Genomic DNA, 20,389 nt, shown 5'->3' with positions numbered 1-20,389 from the left:
GATTTTAAAAGAGCCCCGTCGGTTAGACGGGGCTGGGGACTCCTTTCGGTGATTCTTGAGATGCTAATAGCGTCTCATTTTTGTGATTGGGAATTGATTAGACCGACAGAGGATTACTGGCCAAGTACTTCACGACGTTCCATGTCTTCTCAAGGGCGACGAGCGAGAATTGCTCGGTTTCCTTGTGTTCGTACTTGATCCAAACGCCGAAGCTTCCTGCGGCATCGAATGCCGGATTTGCCGGATCTCCACACAGGGCCCCGGGCTCAATGGCGCCGTGGTTTCCTGAGAGAATTCCTTCGTAATCCGTTGCCGCGAATGCGGCTTGAATGGACTTGATGAGCCGATGCTCCTTGTTCTGAATCCAGCTGCGCCCGCTGCCTTTCTTTCCTGAAGTGAAACCGTGTTTTTGGTAGATGGTCTGCAGGCTTGTTGCCAACTCGTCGATCATATTGTCCGTCGCACCGCGAATCTGCTGCTTCATCCAGAGGATATCGCCGGCTTTGATTTGCAGGAGCGATGGAGTGGTGCTGAGCTCTGGCAATTCTTCCAGTTCGTAGCTCATTGCCTTCACGCCGTTTGGCAGCCGCAGGAGCAATGAAACGATCTGGTCCTGACATTCGTCTGCCATCGGCTGTTTGTGACTTGAAATCGGTGTGATGTCAAATTGCATCTCTGCACAGCGCAGAATTTCTTTCGAGTACATGGCTGCATCCGTTGTAGCCTGGAAATCAGCACTCACACCATCTGGCAATAGGATTGTCGCCATGCTGGCTTGTGGGATGCTGTTTCCTTTTTCACCACCTTCGATGTCGATCAGTTTCCAACCCTTTGGCAGTCGCGACAGAACCTGTCCCATCAGCTTCAGGGCATTACCCCGGTACTGATGCACATCTTCACCGCTGTGTCCGCCTGGCATTTTCTCGATTTCAATCATGAACACCTTTCCTGCAACGGGTGCAGTACGGGTGATCTGCAGTGTCGATTCCAGATACCGGAACCCGGCGCTGGCGATCGTGATTCTGCCGAAGTGCGGTGTATCGAGATTCACCAGGTAACGTGCCTTCAAACCAAAAAAGTTCCGGTCGAAGTGTTCACAGCCACTGAAGTCATCTTCCTCGTCAGACGTAAACAGCAACTCAAGCGGTCCATGATTTTCCTCTTCAGCCAAAGCCATCATCATCGCACACCCGAGACCGTTGTCGGCGCCGAGCGTCTGTGTTCGACCCAAAGTACCAACCCAGCCGTCGCGAATTTCGATCTCGATGGGCCAATGTGTGTCTCCGACACACACCATATCGGTATGCGCCTGGTAACAGATTGGCTCGAGATGGGTGCAGGTTGTCGTTGCGGGCACAAAGACGACGATGTTCTTGTGATCGTCGACTTTCCAAGTGTAGCCGTAGCTATCTGCCCACCGTTGAATGTAGGCAACCATCTGATCTTCCTCGTGCGACCGGCGCGGGATTTTGAGAATCTCGCTGAAATGTGCGAGGACAGTCTGTGGTTCCAAACCAAAGAATGCATCGTTCAAAACGGGGACCTGCTGCAGTGTCGTGGACATGTGTTCTTCCCTTCATTGCGTGTTTTCGAAATGGCTTACAATTTCCCAACCAATGTTGTGAAAAGAGCCTCTATGACTATAGACTAAATACTAATTTTGTCAATTATTCCATACACATCAAAACACTCAAATTTGCTCATTCTCTGGCAAATAAAAGCTACCGAACGTTCTGCAGCCACCACCGCTTCAAAGGCGGACGCGATTATGATCATGCAAAATGAAAAAATCGGTTTCCCCACCCCGAATGGTCTCGGGTATCTCATTTTCAGTAATCACAATTGCTTCTTTTATATCGGAGAGAGAAGAAGGTTGGTCGGGATGACAGGACTCGAACCTGCGGCCTTGTGCACCCCATGCACACGCTCTAGCCAACTGAGCTACATCCCGAGGTTTATGCCAATAATGATAATCTGATCCGGAGCGTGGCGATTGTTTGATTGTTCGTCCGCTAGGGCGGACTCAACCCAACTGAGCTACATCCCGGCTTGCCCGCCGTAGTTGCACGGAGGCGGGGGGATCATAGGGAAAAATGGCGATTGTTACCACTTTATGTGAAATCAGCCGGGAGTTGTTTCTGAGACCCTTGCAAATCTCAGAAAAAAGACTAGGTTGCCACCCATTCTATGGACTCTGCGTCTACACCGGTTCCCCCGGTATCGTATTCCACATTTGAAGAGAAACTGGCCGCGCTGCAACATGCAGTCGGTGCGCGCCGTCCGGTCTTGAATGAGGTGCTTCGCAAACACGGTGAACGAGCGCTTTTTGATTACGCGAATGATTATGTGGATGTAAATCTGAACCCGCCCATTATCCAGCGTCAGGATGAATGTCTGTCTGTGCTGCACGAATTTGCGAACGAACGCTTTGGTATGGAGGTGGCTGACGGAGTTGTAAAACAGCTCAGGCAGTACTATTTCGTGTCGACCGCGGACCACGTCGGGCCGGTCACACATCCGTTCTTCGTGAACTCCAATCTCCTGACGGCCCTTACCGAACATGGGCATCAGGACCCGTCGCTCCAGTATATTATTGATCTCCCGTGCACAAATATCTCGCTCGGCAATTCCTCTTTCCCGCGCGGTCTTCTGTTCAGCTCTGCGACAAAAGGGGCATTGCAGACACATAAGCTCGCTTTTCTGCCGAGTAACGCGCACTCCAGTTCAGTGCACCATTTCCGTCCGTATATGGCGGAAGAGATTGTGAAGATCCAGAAGCAGCTTCGGGAAAAAGTGCAGAACGGTGATGTGGATAAGGCGATAGGGGACAAGATCCACGATCTTATTGAAGAAATCTACAATCAGCCGTCTGTGCTTGCATGCAAGCACTACAGTGACCAGGTGGCAAAGACGAACTTCCACCTCTGGAGCAAATTTTTCGGTGCAAGCGGGGTGAAGCTGCCGAAGCTCGTGTATCTGGATCAGGAGGAAGTGGTCATCCGTCTGCTGACGAAATTTCATCTGAATCAGGATACCGTTATTCATCACATCCTGTTTGATCCGAACTACGAGTCGTTTGTGAATGATTACTTCGAAGGGATTTTCGGGTCATTCTCCCGCAAAGATCAGATGGGCACGTATCTGTTCTGGGCGCTCCCTGCCGGTGAAAAATTGAATCAGCAGCTCTGGCGGAAGGGGAACAGACTCGTGACGCAGGATGAATCATTCTCTGTCGAACTTCAGCCGGAAGCAATCCACGATGCACTTATGCGTGGCGAACTCATTCCGAGTCTGCTGCTGAACTTCATGACGCTGAGCTTCTATTACGGACTCAAGTGTCTGGGGGGATTTAACCAGGTGAACTATCTCACGCTGATGAAAAATGCGTACATCCGCATGAACGTTGATTTCGGAAATTACCGCAGTATTGAATGTTGTGCCCGCGCGCAGACGAAAGAAATCTGTGACGGTCTTACGATTGCCTTCATCCGACATGGCGACCAAATCGCCCTCGCAAACGGCCTGGATCTGTGTCTGTATGATGACGCCGAAAGCTGGCAGCGTCTGGTGGAACTCAGCAAGAGTCTGACACTGCAGGAAGCCATCAATCCGCTGCTTCCGGAGATCTATAAAATCTCCTATAACGACTCAGAACTGCACCCGCAGCTCCTTGAGCTGACAGATATGACCATCAATGAACACACCGGTTTGAACAAGAAACTCTCTCCGTGCGTCGAAATTCCTTGTTAAGAGAGTCTCTTTAACCTTGCCTATTGCCGTTTCTCGCAGTATAGTGACTCCTTTTTCGGAATATGCTGCATATTTGCAATATTATCAAAAGTATGTTACAATAACATGTTACCCTTCAACTACGCTCAGGGAATAGCAGAATAGACTTTCAACCCTTATGGCTCTCAACCCGCAATCCATACAGGCAGCCCTTCAGGCAATCGAGCAGCATCAGCGTATTCTGATCAGTCCGCATGCCAACGTTGACCCGGACGGTCTCTCAAGCGCTCTTGCGTGTTATCAGATTTTCTCTGCCATGGGGAAAGACGTGACAGTCATTTGTCCGGATGTGAAACCGGATTCTCTGAGCTTCCTCCCGGGATTTGAGAAATTTGAGCAGGAGGTGAAAGAAAACAAGGACTTCGTGGTGACCATCAACCTCGACGAAGGCGCAGAAATCGACAAGCTTCGCTACACCGTCGAAGACCATCGCGTGAATATTATTGTCGTGCCGAAGAAAGGAACGATCCGCCCGCAGCAGATCAGTTTGTCAGAAGGGGATCCGAAGTACGATCTCATTGTTATTGTCGATACCGCCGATCTTGCATTGCTCGGGTCGCTGTATACCGATCACATCGATCTCTTCTCCGAAGTGCCGATTCTGAATATCGACCATCACATTTCCAATACACAGTTCGGACATCTGCAGCTCATTGACCCGACGGCAGCGTCAGCCACAGAAGTGCTCTACAGCTGGTTCATGCAGGTGCCGCAGTGGAAAGAGAAAATTACACCGGATCTCGCAACATTGCTTCTGACAGGTCTCATTACCGATACACGCAGTTTCCAGAATCCGAATACGACGCCGCGTTCCCTTGAAGTGGCAGCAGAGCTGCTCGAAAAAGGCGCGCGTCAGCAGGAAATCATCCAGCATATTTATAAAACCAAACCGCTTTCCACGCTCAAAATCTGGGGGCGCGCACTCAACCGCATTCAAATCGATCCTGCATCCCGCATCGTCTGGTCATCTGTCAGCAAAGAAGATCTCGCGGAAATGGATGCATCCAGTAAAGAGACGCAGGGCATTCTCGATGAACTGATCTCCACTATTCCCGATGCCGATGTCTACGTTCTCTTCACGGAAATGGAGGAAGGCGGGCTGAAAGCGAGTATGCGGTCGTCTGCGGCAATCGATTGCAGTCAGCTGGCCGGCAGAACGTTCGGTGGTGGCGGACATGCGAGAGCATCCGGCTTCCGCGTGAAGTCGTTTGATAATTTCCAGCTGGCCGTTGTGGAATCTATCCAGAAACTGAAAGACGGTATGCACATGCTGCAAAAGGAGAATGATATGCAGGAGGAAAAGAGCCCGGCAGTTGCCGTTTCCAAAGACATTCCCAAGTCTGAGACCGTTGTCTCTGTCTCATTGCCTGTTCCTGCTCCGGAGAAAGGAGTGGATGTCATGAAGGCAGTCGGAGGAACAAGTGCAGTTGCGGTGAGTGAGAGGGATATTGTGCAGGATATTACGCAGTAACGGGTTATGAGTGACCGGTTATGGGTTATGGGGATTTTGGAATATCTTTTTTTACTTCTCCTCATAACTCATAACCCATTACCCATAACCAATTCATGCCCTCAATAGCTTTCTCTTGAGCAGAAGCTCTGTTAAGATAAAACCGGCCTTTCCCCGCTAATTTCTATGCGCCTCGTACAGGTGGCTAAAACATTGGGTATGACTGGACAGCAGCTTCGTAAGGAGCTTTTGACCGTTGAGTTTGGTATCAAACCGACAGACCGTGAGGTTCCGGATAATCTGGCCATCGGTATCATTCGTTATATTGCGCGCAAACATAACATCCCTGTTGATTTTGATGCACTTGCAGGTATGAGTGATGACGGTGAGGAAGAGAAGGAAGACAAAGAAGAGGGGGAAGACGAGGAAGGGGAAACGGGAAATGACGCTACAACTGAAGAAGCCAAGCCGGCAGCCCCGGTGTCGGCAAACATCCGTATTGCATCGCCGCTGAACGCCGCAGCAACCGGTAGAAAAATGGATGACGTGCATGTGCTCCGCAAGCTGACTCTTGATGATGTTCCCAAGTCCGCCATTCAAAAGCAGGCTGCAGAACTCCAGATTTCCAAAGAGGAGAAAGATGAACGCGAACGCGAGGAGCGTGAGGCGGCAGCTCTTGCACGCAAAAGAAATTCAGCCGCAAACCAGCAGCAGATCAAAAAGAAGACCGGCCCCGTGCAACTGCCTGTGCAGATTACTGTGAAGGAATTCGCAGAAAAAGCGGGTGTGCAGGTTCCCGCTGTCATCAGCGCCCTCATGAAAAACGGTGTGATGGCAACCATCACCCAGTCGATCGATTTTGATACAGCATCCATTATTGCCTCCGAGCTTGGCGTGACTGTTGAGCGTGAAGAGAGTGCGGCAAAAGTGGAAGATCTCGTCAGCAAAGATCTCCGTGAACTGATTAAGGATGAACCGGAAAACCTCGTTCCACGTCCGCCGATTGTGGTGGTGATGGGACATGTGGACCACGGAAAGACCTCTATTCTTGATGCTATCCGCAAAACAGACGTCGTCTCCGGCGAATCCGGTGGTATCACACAGCATATCGGTGCGTATCAGGTGACACACGACGGCAAGCAGATCACCTTCCTTGATACACCGGGCCACCAGGCGTTTACCGCTATGCGTGCCCGTGGATCACAGGTGACAGATATCGCGATCCTCGTGGTGTCTGCAGAAGAAGGGGTGAAGGAAACAACGGTTGAAGCTATCAACCATGCGAAAGAAGCGGGCGTGCCTATTATTGTTGCTATCAACAAAATGGATCGCCCGAACGCCGATCCGGAGCGTGTGAAGGGTGAAATTGCGGCTCATGGTTTGCAGCCGGAAGAGTGGGGAGGAACAGTGCCGTTTATCCCGTGTTCTGCGGTGACCAAAATGGGCATCGATGCACTGCTTGATACCATTGTGCTCGTTGCGGAAATTGCGGAGTTCAAGGCAAACCCGAAGCGTGCGGCAATCGGTACCATCATCGAAAGCAATCTCGATACTTCGCACGGTCCGCTCGCAACCATCATCGTCAACACCGGAACACTCCGTGTGGGTGATTCCTTCGTCTGTGGCCGTACGATGGGAAAAGTGCGCAGCATGACTGATGCAGCCGGCAAGCGTCTCGACGCTATTCCGCCATCGGGTCCGGTTCGTCTCTCCGGGTTTGCGGAGCTTCCCAGTGTCGGCGACATTCTCCAGGCAGTCGGCTCCGAGCGTGAAGCGCGCGATCTCCTGAAGAAAATGATGGAACAGTCCGGTGGTGTGCAGCGCAAAGCGATGGGGGATCTGGTGAGCATGCTGCATGAAGGCAAGCTTCAGCAGCTCAAAATTGTCCTCAAAGCGGATGCGCAGGGGTCGCTTGAAGCGCTCGAAGCAGCGCTCTCCAAGCAGGGAACGGATAAGGTGACCGTCAAAGTGATTCACGGCGCGATTGGTGCCGTCTCAGAAAATGATGTAATGATGGCCAGCGCCAGCCAGGCTCTGCTGATGTCCTTCCGCGCTCCGGTTCCGGGTGCCGTGCAGCGCACTGCTGAGCGTGAGAACGTGAAAATCAAGCAGTACGATGTCATCTACGCTCTCCTCGACGATGTCTCTGCTCTCCTTGAAGGACTGCTTATTCCGGAAGAACAGGAGAAGATTCTCGGACACCTGGAAGTGAAGGGCGTCTTCCTCACACAGAAATCCGAGCAGATTATCGGTGGCCGCGTCACAGACGGTGTCGTGAAGCGCGTGCCATTCCGCCTGCTCCGTGGTGATGACAGGGAAGTCGTGGGAACCGGCCGCATCCTCTCGCTCAAGCGCGTGGATACAGACATCAAGGAAGCCAAAGCAGACAGCGAATGCGGTATGCGTGTCGATTGCACCATTCCTGTCGAAACCGGCGATATCCTCGAAGTCTTTAACCGCGAGTTTAAGAAAAAAGAGGACTGACGCATCGCTGCATCCTGATTCTCAGGCGATCATCTCGTTGTTTGTCTTGTACTCTTCTTCCAGATCCTTTGCCTTGCGGTAGAATTTGCCCATCCCGAGGCGCAGGAAGTCATTTTCCACGTCGATGGCATCTTTATCACGCGTCTGACGGACGGTCGAGATAGCAGCGACAGACTCGGCATCTTTCCAGAATGCACGGATGTTTTCCTGTTCCTGTGGCAGTGCAGACTTTGCCACCTCTGTTGTGAGAGACGACACATCGTCTTCGGTTGCGGTTCCCTGAATGCAGCGGTCAATTTTTGCACGCATGTCTTCATCAGGCGAGCGCATGACAGTGGCAATGTTTTCTCCCGGTTCACCATGCAGATCGTATTTCTTGGCTGCAGATTTAAATGCAGGCTTGTTCACAGACTTCTGCAGTTCTCTCAATGCCCCCTCTTTCTGATTGCCGATGAGGGATTTTGCGAGTGACGGATTGGCAATAAAGATCGTGAGGCCTGCAAATCCCAATGCCGGGATCATTTCGCTTCCTTTCGATTTTTTACCGTTGTTGTACATATGGACAGCACCCAATGTGCCGGCGATGAGTGTGGCCGCTCCAAAGCCCAGTGCCAGCGTGATTTTGCCCATCTTATTGATGGCGCGCGATGTGTAGCTGTTTGTCTGTTTTTTGGTGATGAGCTCTTTTGCCAGACGGCCTGCGTCGTGCTCGGCATAGCGTTCCAGACACGCGAGAAGCTCCTGAATGACCGCTGCCTGATTGTGTCCGATGCCTTTGATGCGCAGCGCCTGTTTCAGGAAATCAATATCATAGTAGATATCGCGCGTCATACGGTACTGGGGCACAGCCACCTGATCCCATCCCTTCACATAGATCGGATGGTTTGCCAGATACGGATGTGAGGGTGAGTGACCGGTTTCGGTATCCGGTACATCCATTTCGAGTTTTTTCACAATCGACTTCAGACTGGACTGCATCTGCGGCTGCTCCTCGAATGCCATGTCCATACGCGATTCCCATTCCGTGCGCTGAAGATTTGCAACCATTCTGTCTGCCACCAGCTTCATCTGCTTCGGGAATGCATTGCCTTTCTTGTTGTACTGCTCCTGAATCCATTCCTGGTCGTTTGCTTTGTCTGCTGTATCCAACGCGATTTTTTCCATGGTGGCATCCTGCAGCTCACTGAGATTGTTTTTGGTCTCACTGTTTGCAGACACATCTTCCTGTGCCGCTTCTGGAGAATTATTCTGAGTCATTGCGATTAGATTTGGTTGATATTTGTGGCGCGCTGTTCGAAGTTACGATCCTGTTTGTTGGTATTTACGCCGTTCTGCTTCAACTGCTTCACAAAGTCATCAAGCTTCCTGCCGGTGTCTCCGCTCAGGTCCACGCCGTTTTTCTGCTTGAATGCATCCAGGAGCTCCTGTTTCTTGAGGGGGTCATTGCCTGCCAGTTTGTTGGCTCTCAAATCCGCTTCAAGCTTCTCAAGATCTTTGTGGAGCTGCGTCAGCTGATCGTCAGGACCCTTCGCAAACTTCTCGGCGGGATCAATAGTTGCATTTCCCTTTGCCACGTCATCCAGATATTTCGCATATCCTGCGAGTCCTTCGTCACCGCTGATCTTCGCATCAATAGTACGCGGATGAACAGCGCGCAACATACTCAGCGGCGTCATGCCCACACCAGGCAGGGGAACGGAGAGCGGAGCTTTGAGTGCGACCTTGCCCCATGCCTCACCGTAGCTCTTGATGCTGCTTGCCACCTTGGCGTACAGACCGCCTGCGTTCTCAAGAACCGTGAATGTACCGACCCAGAACACGCCGAGTGTCATTATCCACCAGAGAAGCTGCCAGTAGTTACTGACGCCATCCAGAAGGCGGATTTTGATACCTGCAATCGGACTGGGGGAGAGTTGTGCGCCGGCATTGACCAGGATGAAGCCAACAGCGAGCGGAACAGCAACCATGGCCGGCAGGAATGCTGCCTTCAGGAAATGCTCCCAGATTTTCTTGGTCATACCGGTGAGTTCATTTTCAGACATCACATAGTTCAGGAAAATAAACGGCATGAACGGAATCGTCAGCCAGAGGATCGGGATGCGGATGACGAATGCGACGAACATCGCAAGCAGCGGAAAGAAGAGTGCAATATGAATGATAACAATAATGCCTTCTACAATGAGGAATTGTGTCATCTCCGCGATGCTGTCGCTGTTTTTCACCGCCGGAACCGTTGCCATGGTTTGCAGGTGCGCATGGTTCATGATGAGTCCGTTCAGCACAGCCGAATGGCCGGACACCAGATTGGGGGCCCACGGTTTTGTCTGTACGCAGAGAAGGTCGCCCTGACAATCCCAACCATCTGCTTTTGTGTGTGATGCCGCTTCTGTTGCGTCCATAAACATATCCACATTTGTCACCACGCGGCATTTACAGTTGTATATAGGAGCCTCTACAGTCGATTCTGAGGCCGGTGTACAGGCAGGGTGCTCTGCGGAACTCGATTTGTACTGACACGTATTCGAAATGCTTCCGTCCATCAATAAAGAGGGGATGCCGTAGATGGTTGCTGTAGTGACGTTTGCAATGTCGATGATCACACGCGGGAAGAACCACGAGAAGTTCACGAGCACAATCGCCATAATAAATTTCTTCGCATGCTGGGTAACGAACTCTTTATTAGCGGTCACGATGGTATAAATCGCGGTTCCCACAAGCATAAGTGCAAACCCGACATTCATCAGATCGCGGGAGAGCTGCCAGATCTGATTGAGCACAGCCATGAATTCCCCGTTATCCAGATCGAAAATAAACTGCGGATCTAAGACGAAGTTCAGGAAAATAAACAGAATCCAAATCAGGATGTTCATAAACCCGATCATCTTGGAGACCATGGTTGCAATGGTTGCTTCAATCCCTGTCGGGAGTGTTGCACCGCCGCCCGCTACCTGTGCGAAAGCATTATCCGGCAGGAAAAAAACCGCCAAAAAAACGAGAAACAGCCAGGCGAACCGATGATTATTTTTGTGTGATGGCATTCCCATCATTGTAGCATTTTTTCTGACTTTCTTCAATGATTTGTATACTCCTCCATGATTGTGGAAATGTTGCCAGACCATGAAAACTCAGGAAATGCGAGTATAAATTGTGTTCAATGGTGTTTTTGCTAAAAGGTAAAATACGTATTTTTTGGCTTAAATAAGCCATATTAATTGTATACAAATACTATACACAACATTGAGTACTTTTCTTGCACTCTCCCTACAATCCTGAATACTGTTTGTGAACATGTCTTCAGCTTCCGTATTAAAGGCGCTTTTCAGCTCGCAAACTCGCGTGAAGTTATTGTCGACCTTTTTGTTGCACCCGGAAGAGGAGTACTTCATCCGTGAACTGACCCGCCTGCTGAATGAGCAGATCAACTCCATTCGCCGTGAGCTGGAAAACCTGCGTCGCGTCGGACTGGTAAAGGCCAGACATAAGAATAGAAAGAAGTATTACCGCATTGATACTGAATTTGTGCTCTATAACGACCTCCGGAGCCTCTTTAGCAAGGCTGTGCAGGGGGAAAGCCCGTTTGTCACCAGTCTCAAGACCCTTCCGAACGTTAAACTCGTGCTTTTGGCTGGAAATCTGTGCGGTACAGAAAGCAAAGTCGATCTTTTGCTTGTTGGTGATGTAAAAAAGGAAATTCTGGAGGCACTCCTGGCCCAGGATCCACAGATGAAATACGTGAAATACTCCATTTTCTCTGAGGCCGATTTCCTCTATCGCCTGAGCCTGAAAGACCGGTTTGTCCTTGAAATTCTCAATGATCCGCGCCATTTGATTGTTTTGAATACGCTGCAAAAGCAGATTGAGGAAGCGCAGGCGTAAGCTATCTCTTGAATAAGCCTTAAAAACACTCTTTACAGCCGACAACTCCCTCTGTAGGCTACCGCTACCTTTTATGAGCTCACACATCATCCAAGCACAGGCTAAATCATTCGTTCGCGCCGTTCCGGACATTCTCCCGGGTTACACCGTCCGTGTACACGAGAAGATCCAGGAAGGAGGCAAAGAGCGCGTTCAGATCTTCGAAGGGCTTGTGATCAATGTGCACAAGGGCCATGTCCCGACAGACAGATCCTTTACGGTCCGCAAGATCGTATCCGGTATTGGAGTGGAGAAAGTGTTTGCTTTGCATTCCCCGGTTATCGACAAAATTGAAGTCAAGAAAGTTGCCAAGACCCGCCGCGCCAAACTGTTCTTCATGCGTGGTCGTACAGGAAAGGCAGCCCGCATGCTTGAGCGTTTCACGACAGAAGGAGAATTCGCCGTTGCCCCTCTTGCTGTTCCTGAAGAGGCAGAGATTGCGTCTCCTGAAGTGATGGAAGAAGTGATGATGCCGGCAACCGAAGCTGTTGAAGCGCCAGTCGCTGAGGTAAAGGCTGAGGATGCTCCAGCAGTAGAAGAGCCTGCAGCCTAAAGTTACGATTCGGAATGCTACATTCTCGTCTTTCTTGAGTTTGGTATTTTTATTGTATTCGGATTTTGAATTTAGGATTTGTGCTTTACCATGCCCTTATGCGTTTTGTGCTGGTCGGAAATTACGGCGTAGCGAATTTGGGCGATGAAGCTCTCAAAGAGTACTTTTTGACGTCTTTTCCTGATATCGATTGGGTTGTTCTTTCAGCACATCCGAAAAAAGGGGAGTTACCGCGTCTACCTGCGGGAATCCGGTCTTTGTTCTTCACTCCCTGGTGGAAGACTGTCCGGGCCATTGCAGGGGCGGATGGACTGGTGTTTGGTGGTGGATCACTCTTTACGGACATTGAATCTGTTGTTGCCTGTGTCATCTGGAGTCTGCATGCGGCCACAGCGCTTTTTTTCCGGACACCGGTGTTTTTAGCCTTCCAGGGAATGGGTCCATACAAGACCCGGATGGGGGAGTGGCTGAGTCGCTGGACTGCACGCCGGGCAGTCTTTATTTCCGTCCGGGACCTTGAGTCTTTCCAGCGGGTGGAATCCTGGAAATTGAGTACAAAATTAGTTCAAACTTTTGACCCTGTTTTTTCTCTAATGGTAGAGAAAAAGTACTCCAGAAATACTAAAAAATTGTTCACCATAATTCCCCGTCATAACTCGTCGGAATTGCTGCAAAAAACCGCTCTTGAATGCATCAAAAAACACCCGGAAATCGATACCGTCAATGTCCTCCTGATGCAGCCGGATTCATCACCTGAACAAGCGACTGCTCAATCATTGCAAACCAGTCTCACTATGCCGTCTACTGTGGTCCCAGTCCGGACTCTCGATGACCTCATGCATGCAGTCGGGGGGTCATCACTCGTTCTGACACAACGTTTTCATGGCGCACTGGCCGCACTGGCCGCCGGTACACCGCAAATCGTTCTGCCGCAGGAGCCGGGAGACAAGTTATCGCAGGTCCAAAAATATACAGAGATGCCGGATGCGACCGCTGCACTGCTCAGTCAGGTAAAAAATGGTCATGATGCTCTGGCTGCTGCAATGCGTTTACATTGAGCAATGCCGGCAAAAATGCTATAATAATAGCCATATGCACACAACCATTTACCTCACACATTCAGAACAGGAACGGTACAATCTTCTTCCGGAATCTTTGCGTGAAGGATGGACTGTTGTCGAAGAGACCGGTACGTCGTATGAGACGCTCTCCGAACTGCAGATCCGCTACTCACTGGCAGATTTCACCTTCCACCCGGAAATGCGGAATCTTGCAGAGCGGATTGTGAACGGCGAAAAGCCGGAATTGATTTCTTTCGACATGCTTTCTCCGGATGTGCAGTCGGAACTATTCTTCGTCCTTGGCGCACACGGAACGGACGCCATGATCCAGTCAGTTCTCTCGGACATATCTGCTGATGACGATGTGGAGCTGCTCGCAGTTCTCAGCGAAATCCGTCACAAACATCTCGAACTTAATTCCTCCGTTACCAATCACTAACATGACACCTTTTGAATCTGGTATCGAACGGTTTCACTCCCGTGCACAGACCATTGAAAAGCCTCTGACGCTTCCGCCGAAAGAGCTCCTCACCTTACACAGAAGTTTACAGGAACGCCTGAATGAGGATTATCTGAACGAAGCGGAGACGGCGGTGAACGGCAGAGCGAATCTGATGCCATCTATCAAAGAAATGCTTCGTACAAAGCGTCCGGATCTGGAGAATCAGGCGGAGGGGGTGTATCTGGATCTGAAGTCTGTCGCACGTCAGGTGGAAATCAAAAAGAAATGGAATACCTGGGAATATGTGAAGAGCGTTCCGGGACGCATTTGGAAGACAATCAAAAGAAATCCGTGGACCACTGCTGCAGTTGTGATCGGTCTTGGCGGTCTTGCGCTCTATGCAAGCGGCTACGGTGCACCTCTCTACAACCAGTTTAAAAACGTTGTCATGCAATGGTTTATGGGCGACAAAGTTGCCGCTGCAGCAGAAACTGCCAGAGAAGCTGCAGGAGCGATCGGGGAGAAGGCTGGCGAGCTCGGAGACAAGGCTGCAGAAGGAGTGAAGGCTCTCAAAGATGCATTCCCGGGTGGCGCTACTGGTGGATCACCTGTGCCGTCTGTACCGGAAATGGCTCCCACGCCGGACTATTCAGGTGTCCTTGATGAGGTGAATAATGCCGCCAATTCCGCCATGAAACCCATTGCGCCGGATGCGCTACCGGACATGCCATAACCCACTTCTGACTATGCAAAACACACACAAAGAATCACCGTCCAGCCGCTCCGAGACAGCGCAGAAGAGTCCCGGTGCGACTCCAGAGCTGCTTCAGTCAGAACGTGCTGCTCTGCAGGACAAAGGGACGAGCTTTCTTCTTCTCTCGAAAAAACCGGACAGTCTGGAACAGGCTACCTGGGAAGCGGAGATGAAAAATGCCGTGAAAGTAGCATTGGAGCCGTTGCCCCGTGTGGATCTTCCGAGAGATCTTGGTTTGCAGGCCCCAAAATTTTATGCAGAACGTCAGCAGGTCGCAGAATCCCAGCGCACGGTCATCAAGCATATTGAGCTCCTCATGCGCAATGAGATGGGCCCCAAAAAACTTCTGCAGGAGATTGTCGACTACAACAACACACATAACAGGAATGCAGATAAAACGGTGCCGGATCCCACAGTTGACGCTGCTCTGCAGAATGTAACGATCCGCAATGAGAAAACGAAAAAGGATATGATTCATAATAAACTTGCTCCGTTCAAATTTGAGAGTGCCGTGAAAGCAAAGCCATATCTGGATGCGCTGAATAAAGGGGAGGAAAACCTGCGCGTGACCATGCGCCGCGATCTTGCGGTGTATCTTGCCCAGCGCTCGGAGTTTTTGAAGAAGTATCGCCGTACGGCCGACAATAAAGCCATGACGGCAAAGGATGCAGTGAATAATCAGGATGAGATTCCGAACTTCCTTTCCAACCTCGTTCCGCTCAATGCGCGTGAGAGTGCGCTTTTGTCCTATATGGAAAAAGTCGCACTGCCCATGCAGCACACCATCGCCCGGAAAGAAAACCTCGGACTGAGTCCGTCCCGTATTGCCGGGGATGCGAATTTCCTTTTGACCATTGCTCTGCAGAAGCGTCTGTCTGTCGATACGGCGCTCTCGTATACAGCGATTGCTGAAGCAGAAGGCGATTCGCTGCGCAGTGCCGCAGGAGAGGCGGTTGTGACGCGCTTTCTGAAAGAGTGTGGATATTCTGCAGACAATCATCCGGAATACACAGCAGCTGCCAAGCTCATTCTGCGGTACATCGGAAAATATCAGTCCGCTATTGAGAATGCTGCAAGAGGAGCATCTGTGCCGGTAGAAAGTCTGACTATTACGGAAGCGCTGGAGCTTGCCGGCAATGAATCAACGGTGCTCAAGCTTGCCGATAGTTTTATTCAGTCGGGTGGAAAGCTCAGCATGGACAGTTTTGAGGGGATTGTGAAGCAGACGATTGAAGAAAAGAAGGATAAGGCATCTGTACAGCAGGTGCTTATTCCGGCATCGACGTATGGTCAGAAACTGCAACAGGCCCGCAAGGCAAATCCGCAGGCGACTCTGTCTGATGTCATGAATGAGTATGAGCAGAAGCAGTACATTATTGATGTGCAGACCGTCGAGGAATTTATGCTGCGCAAACACGCCGGACTGAAAGTCTCTCATATGAAAAAAGAGCGCGAAGACCCGGTGATCCAGGAAAACCTTCTGGATGAACAGCGCCATATTCTGCGCACCATCTGTACGGAGTCGCAGACGGAAGAGACGTACAAAATCTGCCGTGATGCACTGCAGAACCAGTCGACCGGTCTGACCGAATGGTTCAGTGATCAGCTGATCGGCGAGATCGGACCGAAGACAGATGCTGCCCTGAAAGACATTATTCTTGGTGGGAATATGACCGTGAAAGATGCGTTTGAACTGTATTACATTCTGAAGTCCGGAGAGATGACCGGGAAAGGAGTCGGAACGTTTGCGTTGCGCCTGAAAGTACTGTCACTCCTCAAAAACGGCTATGCGCCGCTTGCGGAAGAGTGGACCGGTGCCATGTCGTCCGAACTCACGATGGCTGCCAGAAGCAAGAGCCTGGAAGTTGCCAGCCTTCTCAGTAAGTACGGACTCAGTGAGAAGCAGATGGAAGACATGCAGGACGTGCTCCTGACGCTCCAGGAAAAAGGATTTGGCCAGGGAGAAGGATGGTTGAAATCTGCTATCCGCGCCTGGGGAAAAGATCCTTTGTTCTGGTCCGTGATGGGTGCCATTGCAACCGCAGGTGGTGTGGCTGCGGCATGGAAAGCGTCACAAATGGGTGCCGGCGCTGTCGATCTGCAGTACGCAAGTCGCATGATCCTGCCGCACATTCGAACATTTGCGCTGCAGAAAGATCTCGGTCCGTTGCTCCGCACTCTCCAGCAAAACAATCCGAATCTGACCATGGCTCAGCTCGAAAACATGCAGCGCGAAGTCCGGTCTCAATACGAAGGCCGCACGAGCTTCGTCTACAGATTGCCGAGTCGCATCAGAAGTATCCGTTTGGCGCGAACATTCCTGATTAACAGAGGGGAAACGCTGGATACGCTCGCAAAAGCGATCTATACAAAACCCGGTAGCGCGACAACCTGGGCACAGAAAATGCTGGGATTGCAGATGTATACCGACATTGATGACGTCACCCGTAAACTGCTGGCCGTTGCGCCGGGAGATGAGGCGGCAGTGCAGAGGGCGCTCCAGTCCATCGAACAGTCGGAAGCAGATGCACAGGCATCCATCAACAGAGTGCTTCGCGGCACAGCCAAACCTGCTTTCGAAGGAAACCCAGCTAACCCGAAGAGTTTTGATACATCGTCCAATGTCAGTCTTCCGGAATCTGCGGCGCAGGTGAATCTCTCCACAGAGGATCTGCGGTTGCTGGAATCCAAGACGCTTTCTGAGTCTGACGCCCAGGCGCTTGCAGGGAAACTTGGCATTACGCTCGAATCCGATGGCAAAACAAAGTCATCTGCGGAATTGGAAACAGAAATCCGCCTGAAGCTCAGAAAATAAACATATACGTCAAACGTTCGCATGAGTCCTCTTACAGAAAAACCCTCTGCGGCATCTGCTCCTGCCGAGAAGCCAGCCGCTTCCCGGGAGAAAGAGGCGTTGCAGCCGGAATTTCTGGGGATTGAAAAGCAGATCCGCGATGTCAGCAGCGCTATCGAACCTCCCGCATTTCCTCCTGCATTTGTCCCGGCAAAGAGCAAAGACATAGCAGAGCGGAACCGGTTATCGGGAGAATGGAAAAAACTCACGGCGGACCCGCGTGGAGACACGGAACGGTCACTTGTAGTGCTTCGGGAACTTGCAAAGAGCAATCCTGGTACTGCATTGCAGCGCGCAAAACTGATTCTCGATCTACTGACAGCGTATAGCAAAGATCTTCAGCAGTACCGTCTGGAACATCAGGCGCTTGAAAAGATGTCAATCAATGCCGCTTCCGCCGCACTCACTGTTCCTGCGGATGACGTCCGGACCATTCTCGCAGGACCGCCGCGTCTTCCGCGTGAAGAGCCGGTGGAGCTGAACGTCTGGCAGCAGCGTCTGGAAGGGGAGTGGCGTGAGCTTGCTGCGGAGATCGGTGCTGCCATCGGGACACCAGAGGAAGCTGCATCTGTCGATGCAGAAGCTGTCCGTACGCGTATTGCTGAGTATCTAGAGGATGCACGAAAGTATGAAGCTGCCTGCAAAACATTTGGCAAAGAGCGCTTCAAAGCGGAATTCGGTTTTCCGCCAGATATGACCGATGAGGAAATCCAGCAATTCCTGGCAGATATTATCGCTCCGTTGCCACGGCCGCAGGATGCAAAGAAGCAGGAAAATAAAACAGATGCCACTGTGCAGACTGCGTATGAAGAGATTGAACGTGCGCGTCTCGAAATGTCCCGGAAACTCCCACTCTTCCTGTTGCATGGTTTTACGGATTCATTGAAAGACAAAGTAGTGGGTTACATCATGAAGCGCGAGGTCTATGAACAGAAAGTGCTGGAACGTCCGTCGGCGGTCTCGTCCTGGGCGCTCTATATGGGTATTGCGGTGAACGAACTTGGGGAGGAAGTGCTTGAAAGCGCGATCGGCTGGCCGGACAAACTGTTTGGACTGGACGCAAAAGATCTCCGGTTGTTTTCGCCTGCGGCGCGTCTGAAGATTATCAATGGCTGGAAAGATGTGTCGCTGAAGCTTGCAGCCAAAGGTATTCCGGTGGAATCGCTCGGTTCGGTGCTCCGCACTCTCAACAAGTCTCCCATCGGGCCGGCTTTCTGGTCTGAGCTGATGACGATCGAAAGCCCGGCAACGGTTCTCCTCTGGGCATATTATATGCATACATCGGATGACAAACTGAAGGCATGTGTGCAGTTCGGGTCGTTTATCGCGCTTAGCGGACTCAGTAACAAAGCGGTGGGCAGCATGCTGACGCGAATGGGGATCGGACTGAAAACCCCTGGCGTGCCGTATGTGAAAATTGTCGTGGCTCTGATTCTGGCGTTTGTCGCATCTGAAAAGATCAATGACCTGAGCACCTGGGCAGATACCAAGCTCTGGCCCGATTCTCCACTGAAACAGGAGGTGATGACCGCACTCGGATTCATCGGTGCTGATGCGGCATTCGGACAGGGGTATGAGACCGTTGAGGCGATGGGACTTGTGACGCTGAATCCGGAGCAGGATATGGATAGCTTCTTCAAGCGTCAGAGTGTCCTTCCTGATTATGAGAAAGGTGTTCTCGATCAATCCTATTATCAAACGGTCGATGCATGGAACGGACGTGTCGATGCCGCTATTGCTGCCGAAAAGAATCCCATCAGGAAGAAGCTCTGGGAAGAAGAGAAGATCACAGATCCTCTGCTCTGGGGAGAGCGCATGAGCGTGCGTTTGTACGCTCAGGTTTCCCGTCTAAAGGCGATCGAAGATGATAAGGCGTTCTGGTACGGGCTTGCGCAAAAAGGCCTCATCCAATCAAAAGCGGATCTGAATGCGCTGGATCTTGCGACGAGTGATACCGGGGACCTGCGCAACGACCGCGTCCTCGGGAATGCGCTGGGAAGCGGACCTCTGAGTCATATCCGGACCTATATGGAAGGAGGGGCTGTCGGATCACGTACCATTGCCGGCGACAGCGATCTTCTGCCTTTGTGGGAAGAATATAAATCACTCGCACAGCAGGTCGCAAAATCTGTGAGTATTTACCGTCATCTCGGGATCTATCCGCCGGAGACCGGTCGCACACAATGGCTCGGGGATATCCGTGGCGAAAAAATGCCTGTCACCCCACAGGTCGAACGTGGCCTCGTGGAGGAAATTGCGTATCGCAACAGACGCCAGCGTGCGATCAGTTCCTCGACACACAGCGCTCTGGAAAACCGTGACTATGCAGAGAAGGTGATTGAGAGTGTTCCCTTTGTCGATACGCAGAGCTTCTTCCAGTGGCTGAATCTCGCAGAATCACACACGGACGAGCAGACGGAGGATCTCAATAAGCTTAAAACATTTGTCCGCTTGAATGCTGCGTATTTCCATGGTCGTGAGCTTGATCGTGTGCTGCAACCTTTTACAGCGCGTGCTGCGTCCGGAGAGCGCGCGACCTATGAGGATCTGGAGGGTGTGTACACACGTATGAGTGATTTTCTCATGGAGCGGTCGCTGAAGGAAACGACCATCAAACCATTGCCTGCATCCGTGCTTGAACAGTTGCGGATCAGTGTGCCTTTGGCATTTGAGCAGCGTGGAGTGTTTGCAGAGGAAAACATTAACATGCTGAAACGTCTGGAGCAGAACAAAGAATTCGTCCATTCCATGTACGCCGATTGTTTGGTTATGCGTTCTGTGGAATATTCGAGTTTCATCCGTGTGGAATGCTTCCTTGTGTATGGCAATTCTCCTGACCGGAACAAATGGCGCATCAGCGAAATATCGACCATCATGCCGCGTATGCTTGAGCGGGGGAAAAGAGTCTACGATGTTCCGCAAAACAGCATTTCCCGCAGTATCCCGTATGAGGAGTGGATGAAAGCCCATCCGGATGATGCCCGCCGCTTTGCTGTCCCGCTTGATGCCCTGGAAAAGGCAAACCGCCTGAAAAAATAAGTGATATCGGCGGTTGGTGAGCATGGTCTTTTCTGCTGGTTTCGGCTA

13 protein-coding genes and 1 tRNA gene are annotated in these 20,389 nt (G+C 51.2%); 10 read left to right on the top strand and 4 right to left on the bottom strand.

What is annotated here, in order from left to right; translation table 11 throughout:
• Window positions 1–97: 97 nt before the first annotated feature.
• Both K8942_03795 and K8942_03790 read right to left on the bottom strand, forming a co-directional pair.
• Entirely contained in the window at window positions 98–1,564 is a 1,467-nt protein-coding gene (locus K8942_03795; GenBank protein ID UPA22158.1) for a M20/M25/M40 family metallo-hydrolase, read from the bottom strand.
• A 310-nt stretch (window positions 1,565–1,874) separates the two neighbouring features.
• Window positions 1,875–1,951 (bottom strand) — tRNA-Pro (locus K8942_03790).
• A gap of 236 nt (window positions 1,952–2,187) precedes the next feature.
• On the opposite strand from K8942_03790, the gene K8942_03785 reads away from it, so the two are divergent.
• From K8942_03785 to infB, 3 genes are all read left to right on the top strand, one after another.
• On the top strand, window positions 2,188–3,750 hold the full coding sequence (locus K8942_03785; protein ID UPA22157.1) for a hypothetical protein: 1,563 nt from the start codon (window positions 2,188–2,190) through the stop codon (window positions 3,748–3,750).
• Between the two features lie 157 nt (window positions 3,751–3,907).
• Complete coding sequence (locus K8942_03780) at window positions 3,908–5,260, top strand: bifunctional oligoribonuclease/PAP phosphatase NrnA (GenBank protein ID UPA22156.1); 1,353 nt, start codon at window positions 3,908–3,910, stop codon at window positions 5,258–5,260.
• Between the two features lie 165 nt (window positions 5,261–5,425).
• A complete protein-coding gene (gene infB / locus K8942_03775) occupies window positions 5,426–7,723 on the top strand; it encodes a translation initiation factor IF-2 (protein UPA22155.1) in 2,298 nt (765 codons plus the stop codon).
• A gap of 21 nt (window positions 7,724–7,744) precedes the next feature.
• Here infB and K8942_03770 read toward each other — a convergent pair whose 3' ends face one another.
• Window positions 7,745–8,980, bottom strand: a complete 1,236-nt coding sequence (locus K8942_03770; GenBank protein UPA22154.1) for a hypothetical protein — start codon at window positions 8,978–8,980, stop codon at window positions 7,745–7,747.
• Between the two features lie 5 nt (window positions 8,981–8,985).
• Window positions 8,986–10,761 carry a hypothetical protein gene (locus K8942_03765; protein UPA22153.1) on the bottom strand — a complete coding sequence of 592 codons (1,776 nt, stop codon included), beginning with the start codon at window positions 10,759–10,761 and terminating at the stop codon, window positions 8,986–8,988.
• 250 nt (window positions 10,762–11,011) lie between these two features.
• On the opposite strand from K8942_03765, the gene K8942_03760 reads away from it, so the two are divergent.
• The 7 genes from K8942_03760 (at window position 11,012) to K8942_03730 (ending at window position 20,341) form a co-directional block, all read left to right on the top strand.
• Complete coding sequence (locus tag K8942_03760) at window positions 11,012–11,599, top strand: winged helix-turn-helix domain-containing protein (GenBank protein UPA22152.1); 588 nt, start codon at window positions 11,012–11,014, stop codon at window positions 11,597–11,599.
• 73 nt (window positions 11,600–11,672) lie between these two features.
• A complete protein-coding gene (rplS, locus tag K8942_03755) occupies window positions 11,673–12,191 on the top strand; it encodes a 50S ribosomal protein L19 (protein UPA22151.1) in 519 nt (172 codons plus the stop codon).
• Between the two features lie 98 nt (window positions 12,192–12,289).
• On the top strand, window positions 12,290–13,249 hold the full coding sequence (locus K8942_03750) for a polysaccharide pyruvyl transferase family protein (protein UPA22150.1): 960 nt from the start codon (window positions 12,290–12,292) through the stop codon (window positions 13,247–13,249).
• A 34-nt stretch (window positions 13,250–13,283) separates the two neighbouring features.
• Entirely contained in the window at window positions 13,284–13,691 is a 408-nt protein-coding gene (locus tag K8942_03745; protein UPA22149.1) for a hypothetical protein, read from the top strand.
• A 1-nt stretch (window position 13,692) separates the two neighbouring features.
• Entirely contained in the window at window positions 13,693–14,427 is a 735-nt protein-coding gene (locus tag K8942_03740) for a hypothetical protein (GenBank protein ID UPA22148.1), read from the top strand.
• 13 nt (window positions 14,428–14,440) lie between these two features.
• Window positions 14,441–17,263 (top strand): hypothetical protein, encoded by a 2,823-nt coding sequence (locus K8942_03735; GenBank protein UPA22147.1) that lies wholly within the window; start codon window positions 14,441–14,443, stop codon window positions 17,261–17,263.
• Window positions 17,264–17,284: 21 nt separating this feature from the next.
• Window positions 17,285–20,341, top strand: a complete 3,057-nt coding sequence (locus K8942_03730; protein ID UPA22146.1) for a hypothetical protein — start codon at window positions 17,285–17,287, stop codon at window positions 20,339–20,341.
• Window positions 20,342–20,389: the final 48 nt, after the last annotated feature.

Source organism: Candidatus Peribacteria bacterium, from assembly GCA_023038255.1.
Lineage (GTDB): Bacteria > Patescibacteriota > Gracilibacteria > Peribacterales > Peribacteraceae > CALREJ01.
Note: the sequence above shows the minus strand (reverse complement) of the source record. Positions and strands in the feature narration are given on the sequence as shown.